Origin of the sequence: Amycolatopsis sp. NBC_01480 (assembly GCF_036227205.1) — a bacterium.
Taxonomy (GTDB): domain Bacteria; phylum Actinomycetota; class Actinomycetes; order Mycobacteriales; family Pseudonocardiaceae; genus Amycolatopsis.
Genome location: NZ_CP109442.1, coordinates 6,629,107 through 6,652,902, shown reverse-complemented (window position 1 = coordinate 6,652,902; position 23,796 = coordinate 6,629,107). Strand labels below are relative to the sequence as shown.

Annotated in this window: 21 protein-coding genes; 6 read left to right on the top strand and 15 right to left on the bottom strand. The window is 72.2% G+C overall.

Features of this window, described 5'->3' with window-relative positions; genetic code table 11:
• Positions 1–74: 74 nt before the first annotated feature.
• Complete coding sequence (locus OG371_RS31800; protein ID WP_329059160.1) at positions 75–770, bottom strand: alpha/beta hydrolase; 696 nt, start codon at positions 768–770, stop codon at positions 75–77.
• Positions 771–895: 125 nt separating this feature from the next.
• Here OG371_RS31800 and OG371_RS31795 point away from each other — a divergent pair, with 125 nt between their 5' ends.
• Positions 896–1,624 carry an SIS domain-containing protein gene (locus OG371_RS31795; protein ID WP_329059158.1) on the top strand — a complete coding sequence of 243 codons (729 nt, stop codon included), beginning with the start codon at positions 896–898 and terminating at the stop codon, positions 1,622–1,624.
• Between the two features lie 81 nt (positions 1,625–1,705).
• On the opposite strand, the gene OG371_RS31790 is transcribed toward OG371_RS31795, so the two are convergent.
• A complete protein-coding gene (locus OG371_RS31790; RefSeq protein ID WP_329059157.1) occupies positions 1,706–3,580 on the bottom strand; it encodes an ABC transporter ATP-binding protein in 1,875 nt (624 codons plus the stop codon).
• A gap of 233 nt (positions 3,581–3,813) precedes the next feature.
• Here OG371_RS31790 and OG371_RS31785 point away from each other — a divergent pair, with 233 nt between their 5' ends.
• Positions 3,814–5,130, top strand: coding sequence for a glycosyltransferase 87 family protein (locus tag OG371_RS31785; protein WP_329073328.1), 1,317 nt, complete (start codon positions 3,814–3,816; stop codon positions 5,128–5,130).
• On the opposite strand, the gene OG371_RS31780 is transcribed toward OG371_RS31785, so the two are convergent.
• The 5 genes from OG371_RS31780 to OG371_RS31760 all read right to left on the bottom strand — a co-directional run bounded on the left by OG371_RS31780 (position 5,117) and on the right by OG371_RS31760 (position 12,808).
• Positions 5,117–5,326: a helix-turn-helix domain-containing protein gene (locus OG371_RS31780; RefSeq protein WP_003071237.1), complete on the bottom strand. Its 210-nt coding sequence runs from the start codon at positions 5,324–5,326 to the stop codon at positions 5,117–5,119. The two genes, OG371_RS31785 and OG371_RS31780, sit on opposite strands and share 14 nt — an antisense overlap.
• A 179-nt stretch (positions 5,327–5,505) precedes the next feature.
• Positions 5,506–7,134 carry an ABC-F family ATP-binding cassette domain-containing protein gene (locus OG371_RS31775; RefSeq protein ID WP_329059156.1) on the bottom strand — a complete coding sequence of 543 codons (1,629 nt, stop codon included), beginning with the start codon at positions 7,132–7,134 and terminating at the stop codon, positions 5,506–5,508.
• A gap of 180 nt (positions 7,135–7,314) precedes the next feature.
• Entirely contained in the window at positions 7,315–7,983 is a 669-nt protein-coding gene (locus OG371_RS31770) for an acVLRF1 family peptidyl-tRNA hydrolase (RefSeq protein WP_329059155.1), read from the bottom strand.
• Positions 7,984–8,087: 104 nt separating this feature from the next.
• Positions 8,088–10,949 (bottom strand): S8 family serine peptidase, encoded by a 2,862-nt coding sequence (locus OG371_RS31765; RefSeq protein WP_329059154.1) that lies wholly within the window; start codon positions 10,947–10,949, stop codon positions 8,088–8,090.
• 296 nt (positions 10,950–11,245) lie between these two features.
• Complete coding sequence (locus OG371_RS31760) at positions 11,246–12,808, bottom strand: deoxyguanosinetriphosphate triphosphohydrolase family protein (RefSeq protein ID WP_329059153.1); 1,563 nt, start codon at positions 12,806–12,808, stop codon at positions 11,246–11,248.
• 149 nt (positions 12,809–12,957) lie between these two features.
• Between OG371_RS31760 and OG371_RS31755 the strand changes: the two genes are divergently transcribed.
• Together OG371_RS31755 and OG371_RS31750 are read left to right on the top strand one after the other, a co-directional pair.
• The gene (locus OG371_RS31755; RefSeq protein WP_329059152.1) at positions 12,958–14,115 is read left to right on the top strand and encodes a lycopene cyclase family protein; all 1,158 of its coding nucleotides are present in this window, start codon (positions 12,958–12,960) and stop codon (positions 14,113–14,115) included.
• Between the two features lie 110 nt (positions 14,116–14,225).
• Positions 14,226–15,905, top strand: a complete 1,680-nt coding sequence (locus OG371_RS31750; protein WP_329059151.1) for a GGDEF domain-containing protein — start codon at positions 14,226–14,228, stop codon at positions 15,903–15,905.
• A 154-nt stretch (positions 15,906–16,059) separates the two neighbouring features.
• On the opposite strand, the gene OG371_RS31745 is transcribed toward OG371_RS31750, so the two are convergent.
• The 5 genes from OG371_RS31745 to OG371_RS31725 form a co-directional block, all read right to left on the bottom strand.
• Positions 16,060–16,605, bottom strand: coding sequence for a snapalysin family zinc-dependent metalloprotease (locus OG371_RS31745; RefSeq protein WP_329059150.1), 546 nt, complete (start codon positions 16,603–16,605; stop codon positions 16,060–16,062).
• A 211-nt stretch (positions 16,606–16,816) separates the two neighbouring features.
• A complete protein-coding gene (gene lepB / locus OG371_RS31740) occupies positions 16,817–17,605 on the bottom strand; it encodes a signal peptidase I (protein WP_329059149.1) in 789 nt (262 codons plus the stop codon).
• A gap of 29 nt (positions 17,606–17,634) precedes the next feature.
• Complete coding sequence (locus OG371_RS31735) at positions 17,635–17,970, bottom strand: YnfA family protein (protein WP_329059148.1); 336 nt, start codon at positions 17,968–17,970, stop codon at positions 17,635–17,637.
• Positions 17,971–18,387, bottom strand: a complete 417-nt coding sequence (locus OG371_RS31730) for a hypothetical protein (protein ID WP_329059147.1) — start codon at positions 18,385–18,387, stop codon at positions 17,971–17,973.
• A gap of 4 nt (positions 18,388–18,391) precedes the next feature.
• Positions 18,392–18,970 carry a TetR/AcrR family transcriptional regulator gene (locus OG371_RS31725; protein ID WP_329059146.1) on the bottom strand — a complete coding sequence of 193 codons (579 nt, stop codon included), beginning with the start codon at positions 18,968–18,970 and terminating at the stop codon, positions 18,392–18,394.
• A gap of 102 nt (positions 18,971–19,072) precedes the next feature.
• On the opposite strand from OG371_RS31725, the gene OG371_RS31720 reads away from it, so the two are divergent.
• Positions 19,073–20,056 (top strand): NADP-dependent oxidoreductase, encoded by a 984-nt coding sequence (locus OG371_RS31720; RefSeq protein ID WP_329059145.1) that lies wholly within the window; start codon positions 19,073–19,075, stop codon positions 20,054–20,056.
• Between the two features lie 5 nt (positions 20,057–20,061).
• On the opposite strand, the gene OG371_RS31715 is transcribed toward OG371_RS31720, so the two are convergent.
• From OG371_RS31715 to OG371_RS31705, 3 genes are all read right to left on the bottom strand, one after another.
• Positions 20,062–21,546 (bottom strand): glycosyltransferase family 39 protein, encoded by a 1,485-nt coding sequence (locus OG371_RS31715; RefSeq protein WP_329059144.1) that lies wholly within the window; start codon positions 21,544–21,546, stop codon positions 20,062–20,064.
• Positions 21,512–22,255, bottom strand: coding sequence for a TetR/AcrR family transcriptional regulator (locus OG371_RS31710; RefSeq protein ID WP_329059143.1), 744 nt, complete (start codon positions 22,253–22,255; stop codon positions 21,512–21,514). The genes OG371_RS31715 and OG371_RS31710 overlap by 35 nt, the downstream gene beginning before the upstream one ends.
• A gap of 67 nt (positions 22,256–22,322) precedes the next feature.
• Entirely contained in the window at positions 22,323–22,778 is a 456-nt protein-coding gene (locus tag OG371_RS31705; protein WP_329059142.1) for a MarR family winged helix-turn-helix transcriptional regulator, read from the bottom strand.
• A gap of 94 nt (positions 22,779–22,872) precedes the next feature.
• Here OG371_RS31705 and OG371_RS31700 point away from each other — a divergent pair, with 94 nt between their 5' ends.
• Positions 22,873–23,769 carry an alpha/beta fold hydrolase gene (locus OG371_RS31700; protein WP_329059141.1) on the top strand — a complete coding sequence of 299 codons (897 nt, stop codon included), beginning with the start codon at positions 22,873–22,875 and terminating at the stop codon, positions 23,767–23,769.
• Positions 23,770–23,796: the final 27 nt, after the last annotated feature.

The following is a 23,796-nucleotide window of genomic DNA, read 5'->3' as shown; positions in this document are numbered from 1 at the left end:
GGGCTGTGCGGCCCATGGTGAATGGTATTCCCGGGTCACGAAGCGTGCGCTTTGTGCCGGTCGCCCGACTCGTCTCACACGGGGATTCGCAACCGCTCGTCCGCGGGACGGGTCCAGGCCCTGATGAGAGTTTCGTCCTTTGTCCCGGCCTCGATCACGTCCAGTGTGAAAGCACACACCAACCTGGTCCAGACCGGCGAACGGCGGAGCATCGCGTGCCCCTCGCCGCCGATCTCGAACCGGGCGACGCGCGCCGCGACCTCGCGGGCCCGCTCGGCGAAGGCGTGGGAGTCACGCGGTGAAGTCATCCGGTCGCGGGTGCCGTGCACGATGAGCACCGAGCGCCCGGCGACGGCGTCCACCGGCTCGCCGGCCGGGGTCCACGGCGCGAGCGCGCAGACGCCCGTCACGGCCGGGTCGTCGGCTACGCGCAGCGCGACGCGCCCGCCCATCGAATGCCCGACCAGCACCACCGGCAGGCCGGGGTGCTCGGCGCGGATCCGCTCCAGCGCCCAGCGCGCGTCCGGCACCGGGTCCTCGGCGGCACCGTTCCAGCCGTACCGCCGGTTGCGCAGCAGCCGCACCTCGAGGCCGTACGGGCCGCCCGCGCGGTGCAGGGCGCGGGCCAGCGGCACCATGCGCAGGTACGCCAGCTTCCACGGGGGCACGGCCGCGGTGCCGACCTCGGCCCCGCCGTGCAGCACCAACACGACCGCGCGCGTGCGGCCACGCGCACGCCGCACCGAAACGACGGGTTCCGCCTCGTCCACCTGCCGCCTCCCAGTCACCGGGATCCGTTTCTTGCCCCGCGGTCACGCTAATCCACCACGCTGATCCACCACAAAGAGTGGTCACGCGCTAGATTCGGCGACCGGACCCGCGACGAAGGGCAGGTGTGGTGAGCGCCACGGAGAACTGGAAGAGCACGGCGGACAAGCTCGCGGCCGCCGAGGCGGCCAACGCCGGCCAGGTGGCCGCGGCGGCGGACCTGGTGCTGGGGGTGATCCGCAGCGACGCGCTGGTGTTCACCGCGGGCGCCGGGCACTCGCTGGCCGCCGTCGCCGAGACGTTCTACCGCGCGGGCGGCCTCGCCTGCGTGTACCCGCTGTACCACCCGGAGCTGCTGCCGCTGCACGGCGCGCAGCACAGCACCAAGACCGAGCGCCGCACCGGGCTGGCGGAAGAGGTGCTCGCCGAGCGCGCGCCCGGCCCGGACGACGTGCTGGTGGTGTTCTCCACCTCCGGCGTGAACCCGTACCCGGTGGAGCTGGCCGCCGGCGCCCGCCGCCGCGGCGCCTCGGTCATCGCGGTGACCTCGCGCGAATGCGTGGCCGCGGCCCCGCGCCGGTCGCCGACTACGCTGGTCGAGGAGGGCACCGTGGTCCTCGACTCACTGGTCATCCCCGGCGACGCCAGCCACCCGGCCGGCGCACCGCGCACCGCGCCACTGTCCACTGTGGTCAACGCGTTCCTGTGGAACCTCATCCTGGCCCAGGTCTTCGACCGCGGCACGGCCGAGGGCCTGGACGTGCCGCTGTGGCGCAGTTCCAATGTGGAGGGTGGCGACGAGGCGAACAAGGCGCTGCTGGCCAAGTACGAGCCACGGGTCCCGGCCCTGCGCTGACCCCCGCGACTTGCTGCAGCGGATGACGCTTTCCCCTCGCTGAGTGCGGGGAAAACGTCATCCGCTGCGCTCCGGGACCGGCTAAGCGACCGCGGGCTCCTCGTCGAACTGGGTGTGGTGCAGTTCGGCGTAACGGCCTTCCCGCGCCAGCAGCTCCTCGTGCGTGCCCTGCTCGACGACCGTGCCGTGCTCGATCACCAGGATCAGGTCGGCGGCGCGGACGGTGGACAGCCGGTGCGCGATCACCAGCGAGGTCCGGCCTTCCAGTGCGCCGGTGAGCGCCTCGCCGACCGCGGCCTCGGACTCGGAGTCGAGGTGGGCAGTCGCCTCGTCCAGGACCACGACCTTGGGCTGGGCCAGCAGCAGCCGCGCGATGGTGAGCCGCTGCCGTTCGCCGCCGGAAAGGCGGTAGCCGCGCTCGCCGACGGTGGTGTCCAGGCCGTCCGGCAGCGAGTGCACCAGCTCCCCGAGCCGCGCCTGCTCCAGCGCTGCCCAGATCTCGTCGTCAGTCACGCCCGGCTGGGCGTACGCCAAGTTGGCGCGGATCGTGTCGTGGAACAGGTGCCCGTCCTGCGTCACCACGCCGACCGTTTCGCGCAGGGTGGCGAAATCGAGGTCACGCACGTCGGTCCCGGACAGCCGCACCGCGCCGCCGTCCACGTCGTAGAGCCGCGGCAGCAGCGACGCGATCGTCGACTTCCCGGCGCCGGACGAGCCGACCAGCGCGACCATCTGGCCCGGCTCGGCACGGAAGCTGATGCCGTGCAGCACTTCCTCGCCACCGCGATTGTCCAAAGTGGCCACATCCTCCAGCGAGGCGAGGGAGAACCGGTCCGCCGCGGGGTAACCGAACCGCACGTCGTCGAACTCGACGGAGACACCAGCACCGGTGCCGGCGGGCAGGGCCTTCGGCTCGGCCGGCTCCTTGATCATCGGGTCCAGGTCGAGCACCTCGAAAACGCGCTCGAACGAGACCATCGCGGTCATCACGTCCACGCGCACGTTCGCCAGCGCGGTCAGCGGGGCGTAGAGCCGGGTCAGCAGCAGAGCCAGCGCGACCACGGTGCCGGGCGCGAGCTGCCCGGTCAGCGCGAGGTAGCCGCCGAGGCCGTAGACGAGCGCCTGGGCCAACGCGGAGACGAGCGTCAGGCTGGTCATGAACCAGCGGGTGAGCATCGCCGTGCGCACGCCGATGTCGCGCACGCGCCCGGCCCGCCCGGCGAAGTCCGCGACCTCCTGGCTCGGGTGGCCGAACAGCTTGACCAGCGTCGCGCCGGGCGCGGAGAAGCGCTCGGTCATCTGGGTGGTCATGCCGGCGTTGAGCTGGGCGGACTCGCGCTGCAGCCCGGCCATCCGGCGGCCGAGCCGGCGCGCGGGCAGCACGAACACCGGCAGCAGCACCAGCGCGACCACCGTGACCTGCCAGGACAGCGTCACCATCACCGCCAGCGAGAGCACCAGCTGGATCACGTTCGTGACCAATCCGGACAGTGTGGCGGTGAACGTCCGCTGCGCGCCGATCACGTCGTTGTTGAGCCGGCTGACCAGCGCGCCGGTGCGGGTCCGGGTGAAAAACGCGATCGGCAGCTTCTGCACGTGCTCGAAGACGGCCACCCGCAGGTCGAGGATGATGCCCTCGCCGATGCGCGCGGACTGCCACCGCTCGGCCAGGCCCAGCCCCGCGTCGGCGATGGCCAGCAGGGCGATCACCACGGCCAGCCAGATCACCACCGAGAGGTCGTGGCCGCCGACGATCGAGTCGACCACCTTGCCCGCCAGCACCGGCGTGGTCACCGCGAGCACGGCCGAGACGACCGTCAGCACCAGGAAGACCAGCAGCCGCACCCAGTGCGGCCGGGCGAAGCGGGCGACGCGCTTGACCGTGCCCTTGGTCAGCGCCCTCGGTGTGTCCGCCGAGCGCATCGCCGAGCTCATCAGCGCCCAGGTGTTGTCCATGAAGGTCCCCCATCCCACCGTCCGGGCCGGTGGTGCGGCCCGGCTAAAACTTCTACGTTACTTGAGCTTTTTCGCGGATATGAAGCGCACAACACCGGCAGACCCGAAGTTCTTCCCGATCCGGTGCGGACCGCGGCAAACGGGCGGCCGCTCACCCGCCGCGGGCCCTCGGTAACCTGACGCGACGGGGGCACGATACGCCGAGGCGAGGGGGACGCAGGGTGCAGCTGCTCATGGCACCGGGCCGCGCGCCCGAAGCCCGCGCGATCCGGCTGCTCGGCTGGGACCTGCTGTTCTACTTCGGCTGCTTCGTGTTCGCGTTCGCCAGCGCGTTCGCCTCGGAGTTCTACGGCTACCGGATCTGGGGCGCGTTCGCCAGCGCCGGCTACGGGCTAGCCGCCGCGCACAGCGCCTGGCTGCTGGTCTCCGCCCGAGCCGGCCGCGAGCCGCGGGGACGGCTGGGCTCGCGCTGGCTTGCCATCGCGTCCGTCGGGCTGTTGGCAATGATCATCCCGCTGGCGGTACTGGTGATTCGCCGGCTGACCGGAGTGGACTGGCTGGTCACCCCCGGATCCTGGGCGGCCCAGCCCGAGGTGTGGGTGATCGAGCGCAGCGCGCGCCTGCTGCTGCAGCACGGCACCCCGTACGTCGACGTGACCGCGCTCGGCCGTCCGCCGGAGGTCAACGACTACACGCCCTACGGCCCGGTGATGACCGTCTTCGGCCTGCCGCGCGCGCTTTTCGGCGGCAACCCGGTGACCAACGCGCTCACCGACGCCCGCTGGTACTTCGCGCTCGCCGTGTGCCTGTGCGTGATCGCCTCGCTACGAATGCTGAACTGGCCCAGGATTCCGGTTTTCGCGGCGCAGCTGGCGCTCGCCTGCCCGCTGACCGCGCTGACGTGGTCGGTCGCCGGGCCGGATCTGGCCATCGTGGGACTGCTGGTGCTCGCGTGCGCACTCGCCGCGACCGGCCGGGCCGGCTGGTCGGGACTGGTGCTGGCGCTGGTGATCAGCGCGAAACTCATCGTGGCACCGGCCGCGGCGGTGCTCGCGGTGTACTGCTACTACCGCGGGCGCGGCGAAAAGAGCTTGGGGCGCACGAAACTTCTCCGTTTCGTGACCACTTTGGTCACCACGACGGTGGTGCTGCACCTGCCGGTCTACCTGGCCGGTCCGAAGGCCTTCCTGGAACACGTGATCCGGTTCCCGCTCGGGATGGGCGTGGTGCACTCCCCCGCGGCGAGCCCGTTGCCGGGCCACCTGATCGCGGAAACCGGCCCCGTGGGCAACGTGGTTTCGCTGGTGCTGGTCGGCGCGGCAGCGGTGGCCATGCTGGTGTGGCTGGGGCGCCGGCCCCCCGCGACCGGATCCGCGGTGCTGGTGCGGATCGCCGTCGGTCTCGGCGCCTTGATCCTGCTCACCCCGGCAACCCGCTACGGCTACCTGGTCTATCCACTGGTGCTGCTCGGAGCCGCGCTCACGTTCCGAGCCGCCGAACCGGGACTGCGCCCCCCGCGCAGCAGCCCTGGTACCACTACTTCTTCTTGACCCGAGTCGCCCCGCCGCGCCCCCGCAGCTGGACTCCGGACTCCGAGAGGACCCGGTGGACGAACCCGTAGGACCGTCCCGTGGACTCCGCGAGGGCCCGGATGCTCGAGCCCTTCTCGTATTTCTTCTTCAGGTCAGCGGCCAGCTTGTCGCGCGTGTTGCCGGTGATCCGCGCGCCTTTCTTGAGATCAGCCACGTCGATCGCCTTCCCGCCGAGTGGTGTTCTGGGCCACATTGGGCCCCTGCCGGGGCAATGATCGAACACTGAGCGCCGGAATGCCAGACGACAGACGTAAAACAGTCGAAACTGCGATCACATTGGGCCATTTCAGTGCTTCGCGCCGGTTGGCAAGCACCCGAATGGCCGCATCTGGGTCACGCTAGCTGGACAAGTTCCAGATAATCCGCGGACCAATGGTCCTCGGTGCCGTCGGGCAGCAGGATGACGCGCTCGGGCTCGAGCGCCTCGACCGCGCCCGGGTCGTGGGTGACCAGCACGACCGCGCCCGCGAAGCTGCGCAGCGCGTCCAGGACCTGCGCGCGGCTGGCCGGGTCCAGGTTGTTCGTGGGCTCGTCGAGCAGCAGCACGTTGGCGGCGCTGGAGACCAGTCCGGCCAGCGCGAGGCGGGTCTTCTCGCCGCCGGAAAGGGTGCCGGCCGGCTGGTCGAGTTGTTCGCCGGTGAACAGGAACGAGCCGAGCAGGTTACGCAACTCCTGGGCACCGGTGTCCGGGGCCAGGTGTCGGATGTTTTCCCACACGCTCGCTTCATGGTCAAGCGTTTCGTGTTCCTGTGCGTAATAGCCCAAACGCATTCCGTGACCCGGGACCAAGGATCCGGTGTCCGGAGTTTCCATTCCGCCGAGCAACCGGAGCAATGTCGTCTTTCCGGCACCGTTCAATCCGAGTACGACGACCTTCGAACCCCGGTCCACGGCGAGGTCGACGCCGGTGAAGATCTCGAGCGAGCCGTAGGACTTCGACAGCCCCTCGGCCATCAGCGGCGTGCGGCCGCAGGGCGCCGGCTCCGGGAACTTGATCCGGGCGACCTTGTCGGCGTGCCGGGTCTCGTCCAGAGCGGACAGCATCTGCTCCGCGCGGCGCGCCATGTTCTTGGCCGCCACCGCCTTCGTCGCCTTCGCGCCGAGCTTCGCGGCCTGCTGCTGCAACGCGGACGCCTTCTTCTCGGCGTTCGCGCGCTCACGGCGGCGGCGCTTCTCGTCCGTGGCGCGCGCGTCGAGGTAGCGCTGCCAGCTCATGTTGTACAGGTCCAGCTCGCCGCGCGTCGCGTCGAGGAACCAGACCTTGTTGACCACGTCGCCGAGCAGCTCCACGTCGTGGCTGATCACCACGAGCCCGCCGTCGTGCTGCTTGAGGAAGCCGCGCAGCCAGGTGATCGAATCGGCGTCGAGGTGGTTGGTGGGCTCGTCGAGCAGCAGGATCGTCTCGGACTTGCCGCCCGCGCCCGCCTCGGCCGCGGCGAACAGGATGCGCGCCAGCTCCACGCGGCGGCGCTGGCCGCCGGACAGCGTGCTCAGCGTCTGCGCCAGCACGCGGTCGGCCAGGCCCAGGTTCGAGCAGATGCGCGCGGCCTCGCTCTCCGCGGCGTACCCGCCCAGGGACGCGAAGCGCTCCTCGAGCCGGCTGTAGCGGTTGATGGCCTTGTCGCGCTGGCGCTCGTCGACCAGCTCCGACATCGCCGTCTGCGCCTTCTCCATGTCGCGCAGCAGCGTGTCGAGCCCGCGCGCGGACAGCACGCGGTCCTTCGCCGTGACGGACAGGTCGCCCTCGCGCGGGTCCTGCGGCAGGTAGCCCAGCTCGCCGCTGCGACGGACGTCGCCGGCGTGCGGCTCGCCCTCGCCGGCGAGCACCTTCAGCGAGGTGGTCTTGCCGGCGCCGTTGCGGCCGACCAGGCCGATGCGGTCGCCGGGCTGGATGCGGACGGTGGCGCCGTTGAGCAGGATGCGCGAGCCGGCGCGCAGCTCTAGGCCAGTGGCCGTGATCAAGGGAAACTCCCGGATTCGGGGGTGGGCGTGGACAGCTTCGGGCACCGGCACCACCCGGTTTCGGCACGGGTGTCCGGTGCGGCCGCTACTCCAGCAGGATTTCCACGAGATCGAGTGTACGGGTCGCCGTCCACGGGTTTTGCGCCCCGTGGCCGGTCTCACTCCGGCTTCACCGGGCGTTCACCTCTCACGCAGCACCAGTTCCACGGAGATCGCCTGCTCCGCCGCGTCTTCGAGCACGGTTCGCCGCGGCTCGGCAATTTCAAGCACCCGGGGCTCCGCGCGGGCGAACAACGGCGCGAGCCGGCGATCCGCGCGCAGCCGGTCCAGCGCGTGCCGGTCGCCGCCGAGCACCACTGCGTCCACTTCGGACAGTCGGGGCACGAGGACTTCGAAGGCGTCCTGGGCGGCCGTGGCCAGCGCCGTGCGCGCCTGTCCCGCGCGACGGCGCGCGAACCGCTGCTGCGACCAGCCGCCGGTCGCGGACCGGCCGTGCACCAGGTGCCGGTCGGTGCGCGAGAGCACCACCACCCCGCCGCGGGCGAGGCCGAGGCTGTGCCCGCCCAGGCGCACCAGCAGCAGCGCGATCAGCCGCGGCACGAGCACGTGGGCCACGAACGGCTCTACGGCCAGCCCCTCGCGCTCCCCCGTCACGGCCAACGGTCCGAACGGGACAGTTGCGGTCGCCGTGACACCGTTGCCCGCCGTCACGCACACTTCACGGGCGCCGAGCACGGTCGTCCGGACGCCGTCGTTGCGCTCCGCGAAGCGCGTGAACCAGCCGTCCAGCCGGTCCGGTGCCACCTCGACGGCCCGCCCGCCACCCGCGACCTGACGTGCCTTCGCCATGGGGCAACCGTACGGCCATCCCGCCCTGCCGACCGCCGAACGCCGTCAAGGACTCCTTACCCGCGTCGAGCGCGGGTAAGGAGTCCTTGACGGCCCTTTCAGGATCAGGCGAGGGCGTTGACCGGGTGGACCGGTCCCGTGCTCACCGACTGGTGCACCCCGGCAGCCTGGCCCGGCGCCGGAGCGGCGCCGACGAAGCCGTTGACGTGCAGGGAAACGCTGCGGATCGAGCCGGTGTCACCGACCGCGTTGTCGACAGCCTTGAACGTCCACGTGCCGTCGGCCGTGCCGAGGCCGTTCAGTCCGGTCTGCGCGTTCACCGGCTTGTACGTGCCGGTGAACGGCGCGTCCACCGAGCTGACGGAGCTGAACAGCTTCGCCGCCGAATCGTCGAACACCACCTGGCACAGGTTGTTGGCGCTGCTGCCGGCGTGCTGGAACAGCGTCGCCGTCGCGCCCGAGGGCGAGACCAGCGTGCCGGCCAGATCGGCCACGTACGTGTGGTCGATGCCGACCGTCGTCGCGCCCTCGGCGGTGGTGCAGGTGGCGCCGTCGATCGAGACCGACACCTTCGACGCAGGCCCGACCCCGCTCACCACGAGCGGCACCGAGGCGCCGAGCGGCGAGTTGTCCGGGATCGCCACCGCCGGGCCGGTGTAGGCGAAGGTCTGCGCCACCGGCGACGGGGTGCCGACCCCGAGCGGGAACGTGCTGGTGACCGGCGACAGCGAGCCCACGAAACTGACCTTGGCGGCCAGCACCACCGGGACGCCGAGCTGCTGGCTCGCCGGCACGGTCACGGTGAAGTCGTTCACACCGGTCTGGCCCGGGCTGATCGTGCCGTACGCCTTGATGCGCGGCGTGATCGTGACGCCCGGGGTCGGGCTGGTGAGCACGACGCTGGTGGACGACGCGGCGCCGTCACCGATGTTGGTCACCGGCAGCGTCACCTTGGCGGTGTCGCCCGGGTTCAGCGAGGAGCCGCCACTGGCCGTCTTGACCGTCGGCGTCTGGGCCTGGGCGTACGGCTGCGGGGTGGCCCCGGTGTAGGCGAGCACCTTGTCGGCGAGGACGACGCCCGCGCCGGTCAGGTTGTCCGTGCCGGGCGCCTCGATGTCGACGGCGGTGTTCAGGAACGCGTCGCGAACGTCCGATGAGGACAGTCCGGGGTTGCCGGACAGCACCAGAGCCGCAATTCCCGCGGCGTGCGGCGCGGCCGCGGAGGTGCCGAAGAACGGGTCGAACCCGCTCACCGAGGTGCGCACGCCGTCGGCCGCGGTGATCTCGGGCTTGCCCCGCACCTCACCACCGGTCGAGGAGACGTTGCCCGGGGTGATGGGCGTGCCGTCGGCCTCGTAGAACATCCGCCGCGGACCGTCGGAGCTGAACCGCTCGGCCTTGCTGGCGCCGGAGAACGCGGCCGGGAACGGCCCGGCCGGGTTCGCCGGGTCGCCCGGCTCCAGCGGGCGGCCGAACGCGGCCCCGGCGGGCGCGGCGGCGACGGCGAACGCGGTGCGCGCGGACGAGTGGCCGACCACGGCGCCCGGGGTGCTGTAGGCCTTCAGGCCGTCGGCCGAGTCCCGGAACCGGCTGTTGAACGCGGTGATCGACAGGTAGCGTCCCTGGCCGGCGAACTTGACCACGGCGAGCCGCAGCCCGGTGCCGCCGAACAGCGGAGTGGACAGGACCTCGAACGGGTCCTGGGTGCCGTTCTGCACGTTCTGGCTGAAGCTGACCACGTTGCCGGCGGCGTCGAGCAGGTAGAGGTCGTAGTCGTCCGAGGCCGCGCCGAGCGGGTCGGACCAGTGCAGCGTCACCGGGACACCGGCGGACGAGGCGTCGGAGATCGGCTCGAAGACCTGGTTGCCCGCGGCGCCCGCGAAGTTGTGCGCGGTGCCGGCGAACTTGCCGACCGTCTTGCCGGAGTCGGCGAAGTCGCCTTCCCAGTGCGCGGAGGTGCCGTCCGCGACGTTGCCCTCGTTGCCCGCGGAGGAGAAGTAGAGCGCGCCGTCGGCGGTCACGTCGTTCACGGCCCGGGCGATCATCCCGTCCTGGAACGGGGATTCCGCGAAGTAGATGACGTCGTCGACGATCACGTCGCAGTGCGACTGGAAGCGGAGCGTGCGGATGTTGTCGGCGAAGCTGGCGTCCGACTGGAAGGCCGAGGCGAAGCCGAGCGAGGCGTTGGGCGCGAGGTCGTGGAGGATTTCGAGCATCGCGGTGCCCTCGTCGCCCGAGCCGGCCTGGCCCGCGGGGACGTCGACGTTCGCGGGCAGTTCGCCCTTCGCCTGCGAGACGGCGAGGGAGTCGACGCCGTCGGACAGCGCGCAGGCCTTCACGCCGGTGCCGGTGACGCCGAACTGCTGGCGGGCGAGGTCCGCATTGTGCGCGCGGTCGCCCTCACTGGTGATGGTGGCCGCGGCGGCGGAGCGCTGGCCCTTCGCCGCGAGCGCCTGCTTCAACGCGCCCTCGATGCGGGCGCTCTTCTGCTGTTTGGTCTCGGCCGGGGCGGCCTTGCCCGGCGCGGCCGGGTGCTCGACCTCGCGGGCGGTGATCGCCTGGTCGGCGGTCTCGACCCGTTTCACGTCGGTGCGCGCGGCAATCGCGGGCAACGCCGAGAGCGGCACCTCGGCGCGGATGCTCGCCTCCCGGTCCGAAAGCGACCGGATGCCCGCGCCCGCCGTGCGCAGGTCGCCGACCAGCCCGTCGGTGACCTTGGTGGCGCGGATGTCCACGAGCGCGGTGCCGGCGGCGGAGACGTCGCCCGCCTTCAGCGCGGGCACGGCCGCCGCGCTGAGCCGCCGGGCCTGGAGCTTCTGCTCGACCAGCAATCGGCTGTCCATTTTGGACTCGACGGCGGTCTGCCCGGTTTTCACCGCCTGGAGCGCGGCGATCTGGCTGGCGGCGGTGGCGGAGAACGTGTCCGATGTGGACGGGGTCGCCGCGCCCGCGGGCGGGGCGGCCACGCCCAGCGCGGCAAGCAGGGCAGCGGCGCCGGCGGCCAGGACGGCCGCCCGGCTCCGCGTGTCTCTTCTGGGTCTTCCGGCTCTGGCGGCTTGGGTAGAACGGCTTCGACGCACGTGCGCCTCCGAATCTCGCACCGCGTGCCCCGACTCACGCTGGCCAATGCCGGTGATCACCGGCTGGCCTTAGCTAAGTACTGTGCGTCTGGGTAAAAATCAGCCGTTAGGGTGACATAGGGCAGGTAATCACCCGCTACCCCCCGGTCGTCGTAGGCCGTTCGGCAGCGGCCGGCGGACAGTCAGAGGACAAACGAGTCCGACCACGGCTGATCGGCCCGCCCGGACAGCGCGTCGAGCACCGAGACGGCCTGTTTGTCGGTCAGCGAAGCCACGAAGTCGACCACCGCGCGCCCGCGCGCGAGGTTGCGGACGGCGTCGGCGCCCTGCACCCGTTCGCCGGTCGCGCCGACCAGCAGTTCGGGCGACGTGCGCGCGACGAGGCTGTACTCCCCGTGCGCCAGCTCGACCAGGTCGTGCAGGCGCCGCGGCAGGCGGGACTCCTCGTCACGGTCCTGCAGCCACGCGTCGAACGCGTCGACCAGGTTGGTCACCAGCTCGGCCTGGCCCCGCTGGTGCAGCGCGAGGTCCGCGCGCAGCAGCACGAACCGGCGGTGCACGAACTTGAGCACCTGCACCTCGTGCCACTGCGCGGGCCGCAGCGAGACGTGCCCGGAGCGGATCGACGGCGAGGACGCCACGATCACCCCGTCGACCAGCCTTGAGGTCCAGTTGGCCGAGAACGCCGCGGTCGCCTGCTCGGCCTCGATCGAGCCGTCGAAGCTGTCCGCCAGCAGGCCGTCCACCAGCTCGCGGCGCACCCGCCCGACGGCCTGGGCGAACGCGTCGTCGTCCACGATCCAGGCGTCCTTGTGGTGCATCCGCCGCCGCATCCGCTCCAGCGAGCGCCCGGGCCGGCGGATCTCGGCGGACAGCTGGTCGTCGTCCAGCGCCGCCAGTTCGAGCGCGTGCTCGAGCCACTCCCCCAGCTCCGCGGCGACCGGGGCGTGCTGGAGCACCCCGATCCGGTGGAAGTCCTGCAGGTCGTGGATGGCGTAGGCGATGTCGTCGGCGGTGTCCATCACGGACGCTTCCACCGTCTGCTGCCACGGCTCGATGCGGCCGGTGAACGGCAGGCGCGCCTGGGCGAAGTCGTCCAGCTCGGTCACGTAGGCGGAGAACTTGCTCGCCCCGGTGCCCGGCGCGTCTTCGGGCTCGGCCGCGCCGCGCGGCGGGTTCGGCAGCGCTGTCGGGTGCGGGTCCGGCAGGTGCAGCCGCGCCCACGGGTACTTCAGCACCGCGGCGCGCACGGCCGTGGTCAGGTCGAGGCCGCTGGCCGACGGGCCGCGCACGTCGGTGGTGGTGATGATCCGGAACGACTGGGCGTTGCCCTCGAAGCCGTCGGCCAGGCCGAACCGGTGCCGGGCGATGCGGTCGAGCGTCTGCTCGCCGAGGTGCCCGAACGGCGGGTGGCCGAGGTCGTGCGCCAGGGCAGCGGCCTCGGCCACGTCCGGGTCGCAGCCGCCGAGCTTCGCGGCCAGCTCAGCGGATTCGCCGGCGCCGCTGATCCGCTCGGCGATGGCGCGGGCGACCTGCGCGACCTTGAGGCTGTGGGTGAGCCGGTTGTGCAGCAGCCCGGCGCCCGCGGCGCTGACCACCTGCGTCACCCCGCCCAGCCGGGCGAAGAACGGCGACGCGATGATCCGGTCCCGGTCGATGCGGAACGGGCTCGTGGCCAGGTCGGTGAACCCGCCGGCCGAGCTCGCCGGGTCGCGGCGCGCGGCCCGCGGGTCGGTCTCGTCCATGCGCCACACCGTACTGATCCGGCCGGGGGCAGGCGGATACGCCTCGGGCGCCGGAAGCGTTTCCGCCCTGGCGGCCGCCGGATCAGTGCCGATCAGTAAGGACGGCACCGTGTCCGGCGCGGCTCTCCGGATGCGGCAGGATCTCCGACGTGGCGGACGTGCTGATCGCGGGCGGCGGGCCCGCCGGGTGGGCGCTGGCCCGGGCCTGCGCCCGGCGCGGGCTGGCGACGACCGTCGTCGACCCGGCGCCGCACCGCCCGTGGCGCAACACCTACGGGGTCTGGTCGGACGAGCTGCCCGGGCTGCCTGCCGAAGTGATCGCGGCGGCGCCGCCGGCCACCGTCGCGTTCGGCACGCGGGAGCACCGGCTCGACCGCGGTTACCTGGTGCTCGACAACGAGGGCCTGCGATCCTGGCTGACCGGCGAACGCGTCCGCGTCGTCACCGGGCAGGCGGCCGCCGTCGAGCCCGGCCGGCACGGGGCGACGGTGGTGTTGGCCGACAATCGCCGGCTCGCCGCCGCCGTGGTCGTCGACGCCTCCGGCGCGAGCCGCGTCCTCTCCGGCGGCCGTCCTCGCGGCGCTCGCGCGGAGCAGACGGCGTACGGCCTCGTGCTGCCCGCCGCCGACGCCGAGCGGCTGGGCCCCGGCGCGGCGGACACCGCGGTGTTCATGGACTGGCGCGGCGACGGCCCGAGTTTCCGCTACCAGCTGCCGCTGGGCGACGGCTCGGTGCTGGTCGAGGAGACCTCGCTCGCGAGCCGGCCGGGCCTGCCGGTCGACGACCTGGCCCGGCGGCTGCGGACCCGGCTGGCCGCCGCGGGCGTGCGCGGCCGTTTCGTGGAAGAGCGGGTCCGGATCGTGCTCGACGTGCCGCTGCCCGGCCGGGGCGCGGTGGTCCCGTTCGGCGTCGCGGCGGGCCTGGTCCACCCGGCCACCGGATACAGCCTGGCGACGTCGCTGCGGCTGGCCCCGGCCGTCGCCGCCGCGATCGCCGGCGCCTTTGAAGCCGGCCCCCCGGCCGCGGCGCGCGCGGCGAAACGGACGTTGTGGACCCCCGAAGCCCGCGCCGTCCACTCCTTGCGACGCCACGGCTTGCACGCGTTGCGCGGGATGCCGCCGGGCGAGCCGGCGCGGTTCTTCGACCTGTTCTTCACGCTCCCACCCGCGGCCCAGCGCGCCTTCACCTCGGGCCGAGACGACCTGCCCGGCACGGCCGCGGCGATGGCTCGGCTGTTCCGCGCCGCACCGCCGGGGTTGCGGGCCCGGCTGGCCGGTCTACCCCCGGTACGAAAAGCACACAGTTGACCACGGCCCGCGACAGCCGATTACTCCGTTCCAGGTAACCCTGGTTCCCGGGCGGTGAACATCTGTCGACAACGGTTTCCTGCTTCGCGGGCCGCTGCGACCATCGAACGGTGACTACGCCCCGTGCGGTCAGCTTCGCCTTCCAGCCGATGTACAGCCTCCACACCGGTGGCGTCGTGGCGTACGAAGCGCTGGCCAGGCCGGGTAAGGGCACCGCCCACGAGCTGCTCGCCGAAGCGCGCCGCGCCGGCCGGCTCGCCGAGGTGGACCTGGGCCTCGCGGCCACCGCCGTGCGCCAGGAGGCCGCAAGGCCCAGTGCGCTGCCACTGCACCTGAACCTCTCCGCCCGCACGCTGGCCGCCGGCCCGGGCGCGTTCGACGAGCTGATCGCCGAGCTGGGCGCGGCCGGGCGCCGGACCCGCGACGTGGTCCTCGAGGTCGGGCCGCCGTTCTCGCACCTGCCCGCCGACCAGCTGGTGGGCGCCATGCGCGCGCTGACCGAGCTGGGCTTCCGGCTGGCCCTCGACGGCCTCGGCCGGGGCGACCTGCCGCTCGCGCTGCTCGTGCGGGCGCCGGTGGACCTGGTCAAGCTCGACCGCAGCGTGCTGCGCGGCCTGCCGGAGGAGCCGGCGTCGGTCGCCGTCGTCGAATCGCTGCTGCACTACACCACCCGCACCGGCATCCGGCTCGTCGCCACCGGCATCGAGACCGGGCCGCAGCTGGACGCCGTGCAGAGCCTCGGCGTGCGGATCGCGCAGGGCAACCTGCTGGCCCCGCCCGCCGCGCACCGGTCCGCGCCCGCCGCGGGCGCCGTCCTCCCCGACAACCGCCGCACCCCGGCGTCACCGCAAGCGCCGCGGGTCGGCGACTTCCTCCGCCCGGCCACCACGCTGCCCGAAGACGCGACTTGCGACGACGTCCGCGAGGTGCTGGCGGCGGCCGACGCGCCGAGCGGGGTGGTCGGCGTCGATGCCGACGATCGTCCACAGTGGTCAGTGGACCGGACGCGTTTCCTCGTGGCGGTAACGGGTCCGTACGGCCACGCCCTGCACGCGAAGCGGCCGGCCCACCGGCTGGCCGACCGGCCGCACACCATCGACGCCGGCGCGAGCGCGCTGGAATTCCTGGAGCTGGTCACCGACGCGGACTGGGGCCGCACCGGCGACGACGTGGTGGTGGTCGACAGCACCGGCCACTGCCTCGGCGTGGTGCTGGTGACCGAGGTGGTGCGCGGGGTCGCCGAGGCGAAGGTCGAGGAGGCGGTGACCCTCAGCCCGCTCACCCGCCTGCCCGGCAGCGAGACGGTGGCCCGCGACGTCGAACGCCGCATCGCGGTCGGCGAGCCGTTCGTGGCCGCGTGGCTGGACGTCGACTCGTTCAAATCGGTCAACGACAACGCCGGGTTCGCCGCGGGCGACGACCTGATCCGCGAACTCGGCTCGACGCTGTCCACCCTGGCCGGGCAGCTGCGGCGGATGCGGGTGAGCCACGTCGGCGGCGACGACTTCCTGATCGTCTGCGACGTCGACGAGATCGGCACCGTCGCCGCGGCCCTGCTGGACACCAAGTGGTCCGCCGAGGGCCTGCCGGTCACGGTCTCCCTGGCGACGCTGGTATGCGGCAGCGGTTCCCTCGGCTCGTACCGCGAAGCCTCGCGTCTGCTCGCGCCGCTGAAGAAGCGGGCGAAGGCGGTCTCCGGCTCGAGCTGGGTGCTGAGCCGCCCGGGCACGGACCGGGTTGAGGTGCTGCGCGGGGTCGGCCGCGACGTGGCCGTCAGCCGCTCGGCGTGACCAATTCCGTTTCGTAGGCCCGAATCCCGCCTGGGTTGCGCCCCAATGTGGCGTTGGGTGCGCTCAACGCAACCAACGCCACATTGGGGCGGATCAACCCTGGCCCGGTGGGACGCGTGAGACCGGCGTTGCCGGGCGGCCTGCGGTAAGGAGATCAGTAGACCGAGGTGACCCGGATCCGGGTGCCCATCGTGGCGAACCCGTTGGCCCACAACGACTCCACCTTCGAAGCCTCCTCGGCGCTCGGCTTCGCGTTCTTGCAGGAGGTGCCCGGCCCGTGCCCGGACATCAGCTCGGTGCAGGGCCCGGTGTAGTCGTCCGGCAGCCCGAGGTTGTGGCCCAGCTCGTGCGCGGCGATCCGGGTCGGGTCGAAGCCCTCGGCGACCTGGCTGGTGTCGAGGTAGATGTCGCCGTTGCCGTGCCCGTCGGTGTTGGTGTACGAGCCGCCGCTGTTGGTCTCGTGGAACACCACGGTCCCGTTGCCGTCGCCCTTGACCAGCTTGACGTCGTCGACGGCGGCGTTCCAGTTCGCCGCGCCCTGGTCGATCTGCGCCAGGTAGTCGGGCGCGCCAGTGGAGTCGTAGTACACCGTGGTCGTCTGAGCGGCCGACGCGCCGGGCGCCGTGACCAGGCCGATGCCCAGCGGCGCCGCGACGGCGAGAGCCAGCGCCGCGACCCGCCCGAACCCGCGTACCTTCATCGTGTCTCCTTCGCCGGGGAAATCCCATTCGGCTGCCGGGAAACGGCAACCGCGGTTCGCAGGAACACGTTAGGAGTTCACCGAATGCGCGGCCACGTCCGAAAGTAGGAGACCGGGCACGGTACGTGGCCGGCGAAGGATTTCCCGGCGGGCGGTGCGCCCGATGTCCGGATCGGGGCCGTCCGGGCGTTGTGTGCCGCGATGTTCGGGCTCAGTACGCCGGCGGGGCGGTGGCGGCGATGCGCCGTTTCCTGGCGGAGCGGGCCGCGGTCACGGTCGCGCCGGCGAACCCGATCAGGAACAGCAGCACTCCCCCGGCGAAAGTGAGCCGGGCGGTCACCGGTCCACTGTCCTCAGTGGCCGCACCGGGCAGCCCGGCGTCGGTGAACGCCGTGGTGGGTTTCAAGGTCTCGGACCAGAACAGGCTGCCCTTGGCCACGATCACACCGTCCACCTTGGACAGCGGGACGGCGCCGCCGCCGAACTGATCCGTGTACATCCGGGAATCGTTGGAGTTGTCCCGGGTGTCCCCCGCGACGAAGACCGACCCGGCCGGGACGGTCGCCTTGAACCGCAAGGCCCCGCGCTCCGGCGGCACGGCCGGGTCGAGATACGGCTCGGCGACCGGCTTGCCGTTCTCTTCGATCCGCTGCTGCGCGTCACAGCACTCCACCGTGTCGCCACCGACCGCGATGACCCGCTTGACGAGCCGGACGCCCGGGCGGCCGGTGAACTGATCAGCCTCGAAGACGACCAGGTCGCCCCGGCGGATTTCCTCGCCCTCGCGCAGCCGGTAGACCACCGAGGTTCCGGCCGGCACGGTCGGCCCCATCGAGCCGCCCGGCACGGCGATCGTCCGATAGCTCAGCACCTGCACCAGGCCGAACCCGGCGAGCAACGCCCCGGCGACGAGCACCACCAGGAAGAGGGCCAGCAGCGGCGAAAACCGCCGTTTCGCGGGAGCTGCGGGCGGCGGAGCGGGGAAATCCGGTTCGATCACGCCCCTTTATCGTGCCCGTTCCGCGAACGTTACCCGGTTCGCGGGGCGTACATGATCACCGCGACGCCCGCGAGGCAGAGCAGTGCGCCGATCACGTCGAAGCGGTCGGGACGGTAGCCGTCGGCGACCATGCCCCAGGCGAGGGAGCCGGCCACGAAGATCCCGCCGTACGCGGCGAGGATGCGGCCGAAATGGGCGTCCGGCTGGAGGGTGGCCACGAATCCGTAGAGCCCGAGCGCCACGATGCCGCCGCCGATCCAGGCCCAGCCACGATGTTCGCGCACGCCCTGCCAGATCAGCCAGGCGCCGCCGATCTCCAGCACCGCGGCGGCGAGGAAGAGCAGGATGGAGCGAAGGACGGTCATTTACTTCCCGAAGTAGTCGTTGTAGACGCCGGGGGTGTTCTGGACCTCCACCACGGGCGTCCACGTTGGACTGAGCGCGAAGGTGACCGCCCCGGCGAGCGCGACGAGACAGGTCAGCAGCCCGGTCAGCGCACCGGCCCGCGCCAGGTCACCGTCCGGCCGGCGCGCGCCGCCGGTGATCCCGAAGACGATCGCCAGCGCGCCCGCGAGCAGCGCCACGAACCACAGCGCGCCGAGCACGAACAGCAGGGCCTGCCCGAGGAACGCGTTTCCGGGCTGGGACAGCACCCGCGGCCGCACGAGCAGCCAGGCCGCCCACGTCGACACCGCCAGCACCAGGCTGACCACCGCCACCGACACCGCCGCCACGGCCAGCCCGCGTCCGGGTCTGCCGGCCGGGTCTTCGCTCTCTGTCATGGATTCAGTTATAGCGTGCCGGACCGGGCATTCCGCCGACGCCGGGCCCGCGCAGCCCCGCCAGCAGCAGGTCGAGCACCTGCCGGGTGGCGGAGGCCTGGGCCGGGCGCAGCGACGAGATGGCCAGGAGCGCGACGCGGACGTCGACGGCCGAGACGCCCGGCCGTAAAACCTGGTCCCGTTGCGCACGGGCGACGAGCCGCTCCAGTGCCGCCGACTGGGCCAGGCGGTCGTCACGGAAACCAGTCGCGTGTGGACCGAACAGCGCCGCATTGAGGCCAGGGGCACGGATCTGGTGCTCGGCGAACCAGCGGATGGCGCCGCTCAGCGCGAGCCATGCGTCCGGCTCCGACTCAGCGGTCCGCATGCCTTCCCGGCAGGCCGCGACGTGCTCGGCGAGGGCCGCGCCGATCAGGTCGGTGCGCGTCGGAAAGTGCCGGTACAGCGTCGCGACGGCCAGGCCCGCGCGCCCGGCGACCTCACGCATGGGCAGGTCCACGCCGTCGGCCGCGAAAGCTTGACGAGCCGTGGCCACGAGGCGCTCCCGGTTGCCGACCGCGTCGGCCCGCGCTTTCCGAGTCACTTCCCCGTGCTCCCTTCTCATTTCGCCGGCCGGCGGAACGTCTGCCCTGGAATCAGGTTTACCCCATCAAACGCCCGGACGGCCCGGGCGGGAGAGGTGATCATGTTCGCTGTGCAGTTCGAGCGGTTCGGCCCGCCCGGGGTACTGGCCGTGGGCAGCGCGCCCGAGCCGCGTCCCGGCCCCCACCAGGTCCGCATCGCGGCCAGGACGGCCGCGGTCTCCCCCGTCGATCTGGGGCTGCGCGCGGGCGAGACCGCGATGAGCCGGAAACTCGCCCTGCCGCACGTTCCCGGCGTCGACGCGGCCGGGGTGATCGACGAGATCGGTGTCGACGTGACGGGCTACACGGTCGGCGACGAGGTCTTCGGCGCGGTCGACGTGGCCCGCCTCGGCGGCGCGAGCGCGCAGTTCGTGGTCCTGGATTTCTGGGCGGCCAAGCCGGAAAGCCTGAGCTGGGCCGAGGCCGGCGCGGCGGGCACCAGCGTCGAGACCGCGACCCGTGCCCTGGACCTGCTCGACGTCGACGACCGCACCACCCTCCTGATCGACGGCGCGGCCGGCGGCGTCGGCTGCATCACGGTCCAGCTCGCCGTGGCCCGCGGCGCGCGCGTGATCGGTACTGCGCGCCCCGAAAGCCACGGGTTTCTCGAGGACTTGGGCGCTGAACCCGTGGATTACGGCCCCGGCCTGCCCGCCCGCGTCCGCGCGCTGGCCGCGGACTACAGCCCTGGCCTGCCCGCCCGCGCGCTGGCCCGCGGCCCGGTCAACCGTGCGCTCGACGTCGCGGGCGCAGGTTCCCTCGCCGAACTGATCGACCTGACCGGCGCCGCGGACCGCGTCGTCACCCTGGCCGACTTCACCGCGGCCGACCACGGCGTCCGCCTGTCCACCGGCCGCCTGGGCGGCCAGCCCGACGGCGTCCACGGACTCGCCACCGCCGCCGCCCTCGCCGAGCAGGGCCGGTTCCGCGTTCCCGTCCGGGAAACCTACCCGGCAGCACGGGCCGCCGAAGCCCACGAAACCGCCGCGAAACCACCCCGCCGCGGAAAGGTCGTCCTCGATCTGAACGACCTCGGCCAGCACTGACTCGCTCAGCTCAGTCGTTTCAGACTGGGCCACAGTTGCGTCCAAGTTCCGTGCGGCTGCTGGCAAAGATAGATCGCCGCGCTCTGCTGAACCTCCTCGTTCGACAACCCGTCAGGCAGGGTCAACGGGGCGATTTCCGTTACCTGTGACCAAAACTGGTGCAGATAGGCAGGAGTGAACTCGCCAACGCACAACACGGTGGCGTCGCTACCAGCGGGCGGCCCCCAGAATCCATAAGCGTTGTGGCCACTGCCCACCGGATTGTGCAGGCCCTCGGACGGGCCGAGGATGGTCAGCGCGCCGGCCTCGCCGTAGTTGCTGGTGAAGATCGTCGTACCGGGATACCGGTCGGCGACCGCGACGATCTGGTGCACGTAATCGGTCCAGCCGTAGGTCTCCAGCACCGGGCTGCCGACCCCGGTGGTCACGCTGTTCGCGACGTTCACCGGCAGCACGGGCAGTCCGATCAGGATCGCGCACACACCCGTGAGGCCGAGGGCGAGGGGCCACCGCCGACGGCTGCCCCCTGTGTTCGCGGCCTCCACCCGCACCGCGCCGGCCGCGAACAGGCCGGGCAGCGCCGGGGCCGCGTAATAACTCTTGCCTGCGGTGACGGCCATGAGCGTCACCGCCGTGATCGCGACGATCAGCAGCCATCGGTGCGGCCGTCCGGCCTTGAGGCACAGCCGGCGCGCGCCGAGCACCAGCAGCACAAGCATCGGCGGGCCGGTCAGCAGGAGCAGCAGCTCGGGCACCTGGGTCAGCGCGCTGCCCTGCCGTCCGGAGAGCACCGCGGCCATCCGGATGGCCGGCCAGCCGTTGGACGCGTTCCACAGGATGTTCGGCAACGCGATCAGCAAGGCCAGCACCGCGGCCAGCCACGGCCCGGGTGTACGCAGCACCCCGCGCCGCGTGATGATCAAGCCGAGTGCGATGCCGATGAGCAGCGCGGCGATGGTGTGCTTGTTTTCCAGGCCCAGTCCGGCGAACAGGCCGGCGAGCAGCCAGGCCGGGATCGTGCCCAGCCGCAGCGCCCGCGCGGTCGCGGCCAGCACCGCGAGCCAGAGCAGCTGGTCGACGCCGGTGGTCCCGAACAACGCCGAAGCCGCCACGTACGCCGGGCAGGCCGCGACCGCGGCGGCCGAGATGAGTTGGGCCCGTCGTCGCCCGCCGAGTTCGGCGGCGAGCTTCGCGGCCAGCACCACGCAGCCGAACGCCGCCGCGATGGCCAGGATCCGCAACGGCAGCACGCCGCCGGGCAGCGCGGCGGCCAGCCGGGCCAGCGCCGGGGTCAGCGGCGGCTGGTCGACATAACCCCACGCCGGGTGGCGGCCGGTGAGCACGTAGTAGAACTCGTCGCGGTGCCAGCCGTAGCGGGCGGCCACGGCCAGGTGGACCACCGCGACCGCCCCGGCGATCAGCAGGACCGGCCGCCACGCCACGCGCGGGACGGCTTCAGCTTCCTCGGTCGGTCTTACCTTCTGTGCCACGGTTTTCCCTTCCCCCAGTGGAACCGGCCGGCAGGAACGCGGCCAGCAGCAGATGGCGCACGGTGCGCCGGCAGTCGTCGTCGACGAGCATCAGGGAGTCCGGGTCGCCGTGCCGGTGCCAGGCGAACCAGGCGATGGTCTCCACGATGAACCGGGCCGAGGTCGGGATGTCCGGGACCGGGCGCAGGTGCCCGGATTTGATGCGCCGCCTCAGGTACTCGCTCAGCTGGTCCAGCAGCCCGCGCCGGCCCTGCACGAAATGCAGCTCGGCGAGCTCCGGAATGTCCCGCGCGCAGCTCTCGACCAGCGCGAGCAGCCCCTGGTTGCCCTCGATGTAGCCGTACAGCTGGTCGATGATCCCGCCGAGTTCCTCGGCCACCGGCCGGGTCCGCCGGCCGAGCGCGGCGGCCAGCGCCGGGAAGCTCGCGGGCGCCGCCGAGCGCGCGTCGACCGCGGCGATCCCGGCCCGGCCCGGCGACGACACCGGGATGGTCAGCGTGTCCAGGGTCTGCGGCTCGACCAGGTGCAGGAAAGCCAGGTACAGCAAGGTTTCCTTGCCGTCGGCGTAGGTGTAGAGGGCGCCGTGGCTCAGCCCGAGCGCGGCGGCCACGTCGGAGATCCCGGCCGCCTTGTAACCCTTGTCGATGAACACCCGCGCCGCGGCCGTCGCGATCTCGCCCAACGGCCGCGGCGGCACCCGTCCGCGCATACGGCGAGTATTGACTGAACGAGTCAGTCAGTCAAGCCGCCCGCGCTGGTCCGGTTTTCAGCTGGGATCAGTCCCGCACGTCCTCGGCGCTGAACGAGCGGCGCTCGGCGAGCTGAGCCAGATGGGCTTCGAGGGCCTCGAGCTGCTCGAGTCCTATTCGGACGGCCCAGCGGCTGCGCACGTCGTCGAACAGCGCGCTGCCGACGGTCATCAGCTCGTGGCCCCGAGGCGTGACCCGCAAGCGTTTGCGGCGCGCGTCAGCAGGATCGGGCTCGCGGTCGACGTAGCCGAACTCCTCCAGCGCGGCAATGGTCTGCGCGGCCGCCTGCTTGGTGACCGACAACCGGCGGCCGAGTTCGGAGGCGGTGTCCGCGCCCGCGTCCACGGCGCGCAGGGCGAACTCGTGCGCGGGGCGGACGCCGTGGTGGCCGCGCTTGGCGAGCTCGACGTGCACCTCGTCGACCATCGTGTGGTAGCCGCCGAGCAGCAGACGCGCGAGCTCGGCGCCGCTGGACTGCGCCATGCGGCCGATCATACGAGGTCCGCCGGTATGGACAAGCCGCTTGTCTATCTTCTATGGTTCGACAAGTAACTTGTCTACCGGCTCGGAGGAACCCGTGAACCGTCTCGCCGCCACCATCCCCGGAGTCGACCACCACCGGATCAGCGCCAACGGCACCGAGCTGCATTACGTGGCCGCCGGCACCGCCGGGTCCCCCGTGCTGCTGGTGCACGGGTTCCCGGAGACCTGGTGGGTTTTCCACAAGCTGATCCCGCTGCTGAGCGAGCACCATCGCGTGTTCGCGGTCGACCTGCGCGGATTCGGCGACTCCGCGACCGCCGCCCCGGACCACACCAGCGAGACCGCGGCGAACGACCTCAGCGAGCTGATCGCCGGCCTGGGCGTCGGGCCCGTCCACCTCACCGGCCAGGACATCAGCGGCGCCACGACGTTCCGCGTCGCCGCGACCCACCCCGAACTCCTGCGCAGCTACACCGGAATCGAAACCGCACTCCCGGGCTTCGGCGCCGAAACACTCGCCGACGTCGCTCACGGCGGCGCCTGGCACATCGGCGTCCTCGCCGCCCCCGGCATCCCGGAAATGCTCCTGGCCGGCCGCGAGCGCACCTTCCTCGCCGACTACGCGATCCCCTCCCTCGCCGCGAACCCCGCCGCGTTCACCGCCAACGACATCGAAGAACTCGTCCGCACGTACGCCCGGCCTGACGCGTTCGCGGGCGCCGCCGGCCTCTACCGCTCGCTGCTCTCGGAGGGCGAGGAGATCCGTCAGCTCGCAGCTCGGAAGCTGGACCTGCCGGTCCTCGCCGTCGTGGGCCGTTCGGGCCGCACACCGGCGACGTTGCGGCAGGTCGCCACCTCCGTGGCTGCGGTGCAGATCGAGAAGATCGGCCATTACGTCGCGATGGAAGCGCCCGAGCAGCTGGCGGCGGCGCTGCATTCGTTTTATGCGGACGTCGAGCAGACTGGCCACCATGGACCAGACCGGCCGTGAGCTGTGCTGACCGCTGGTCCAGCACCG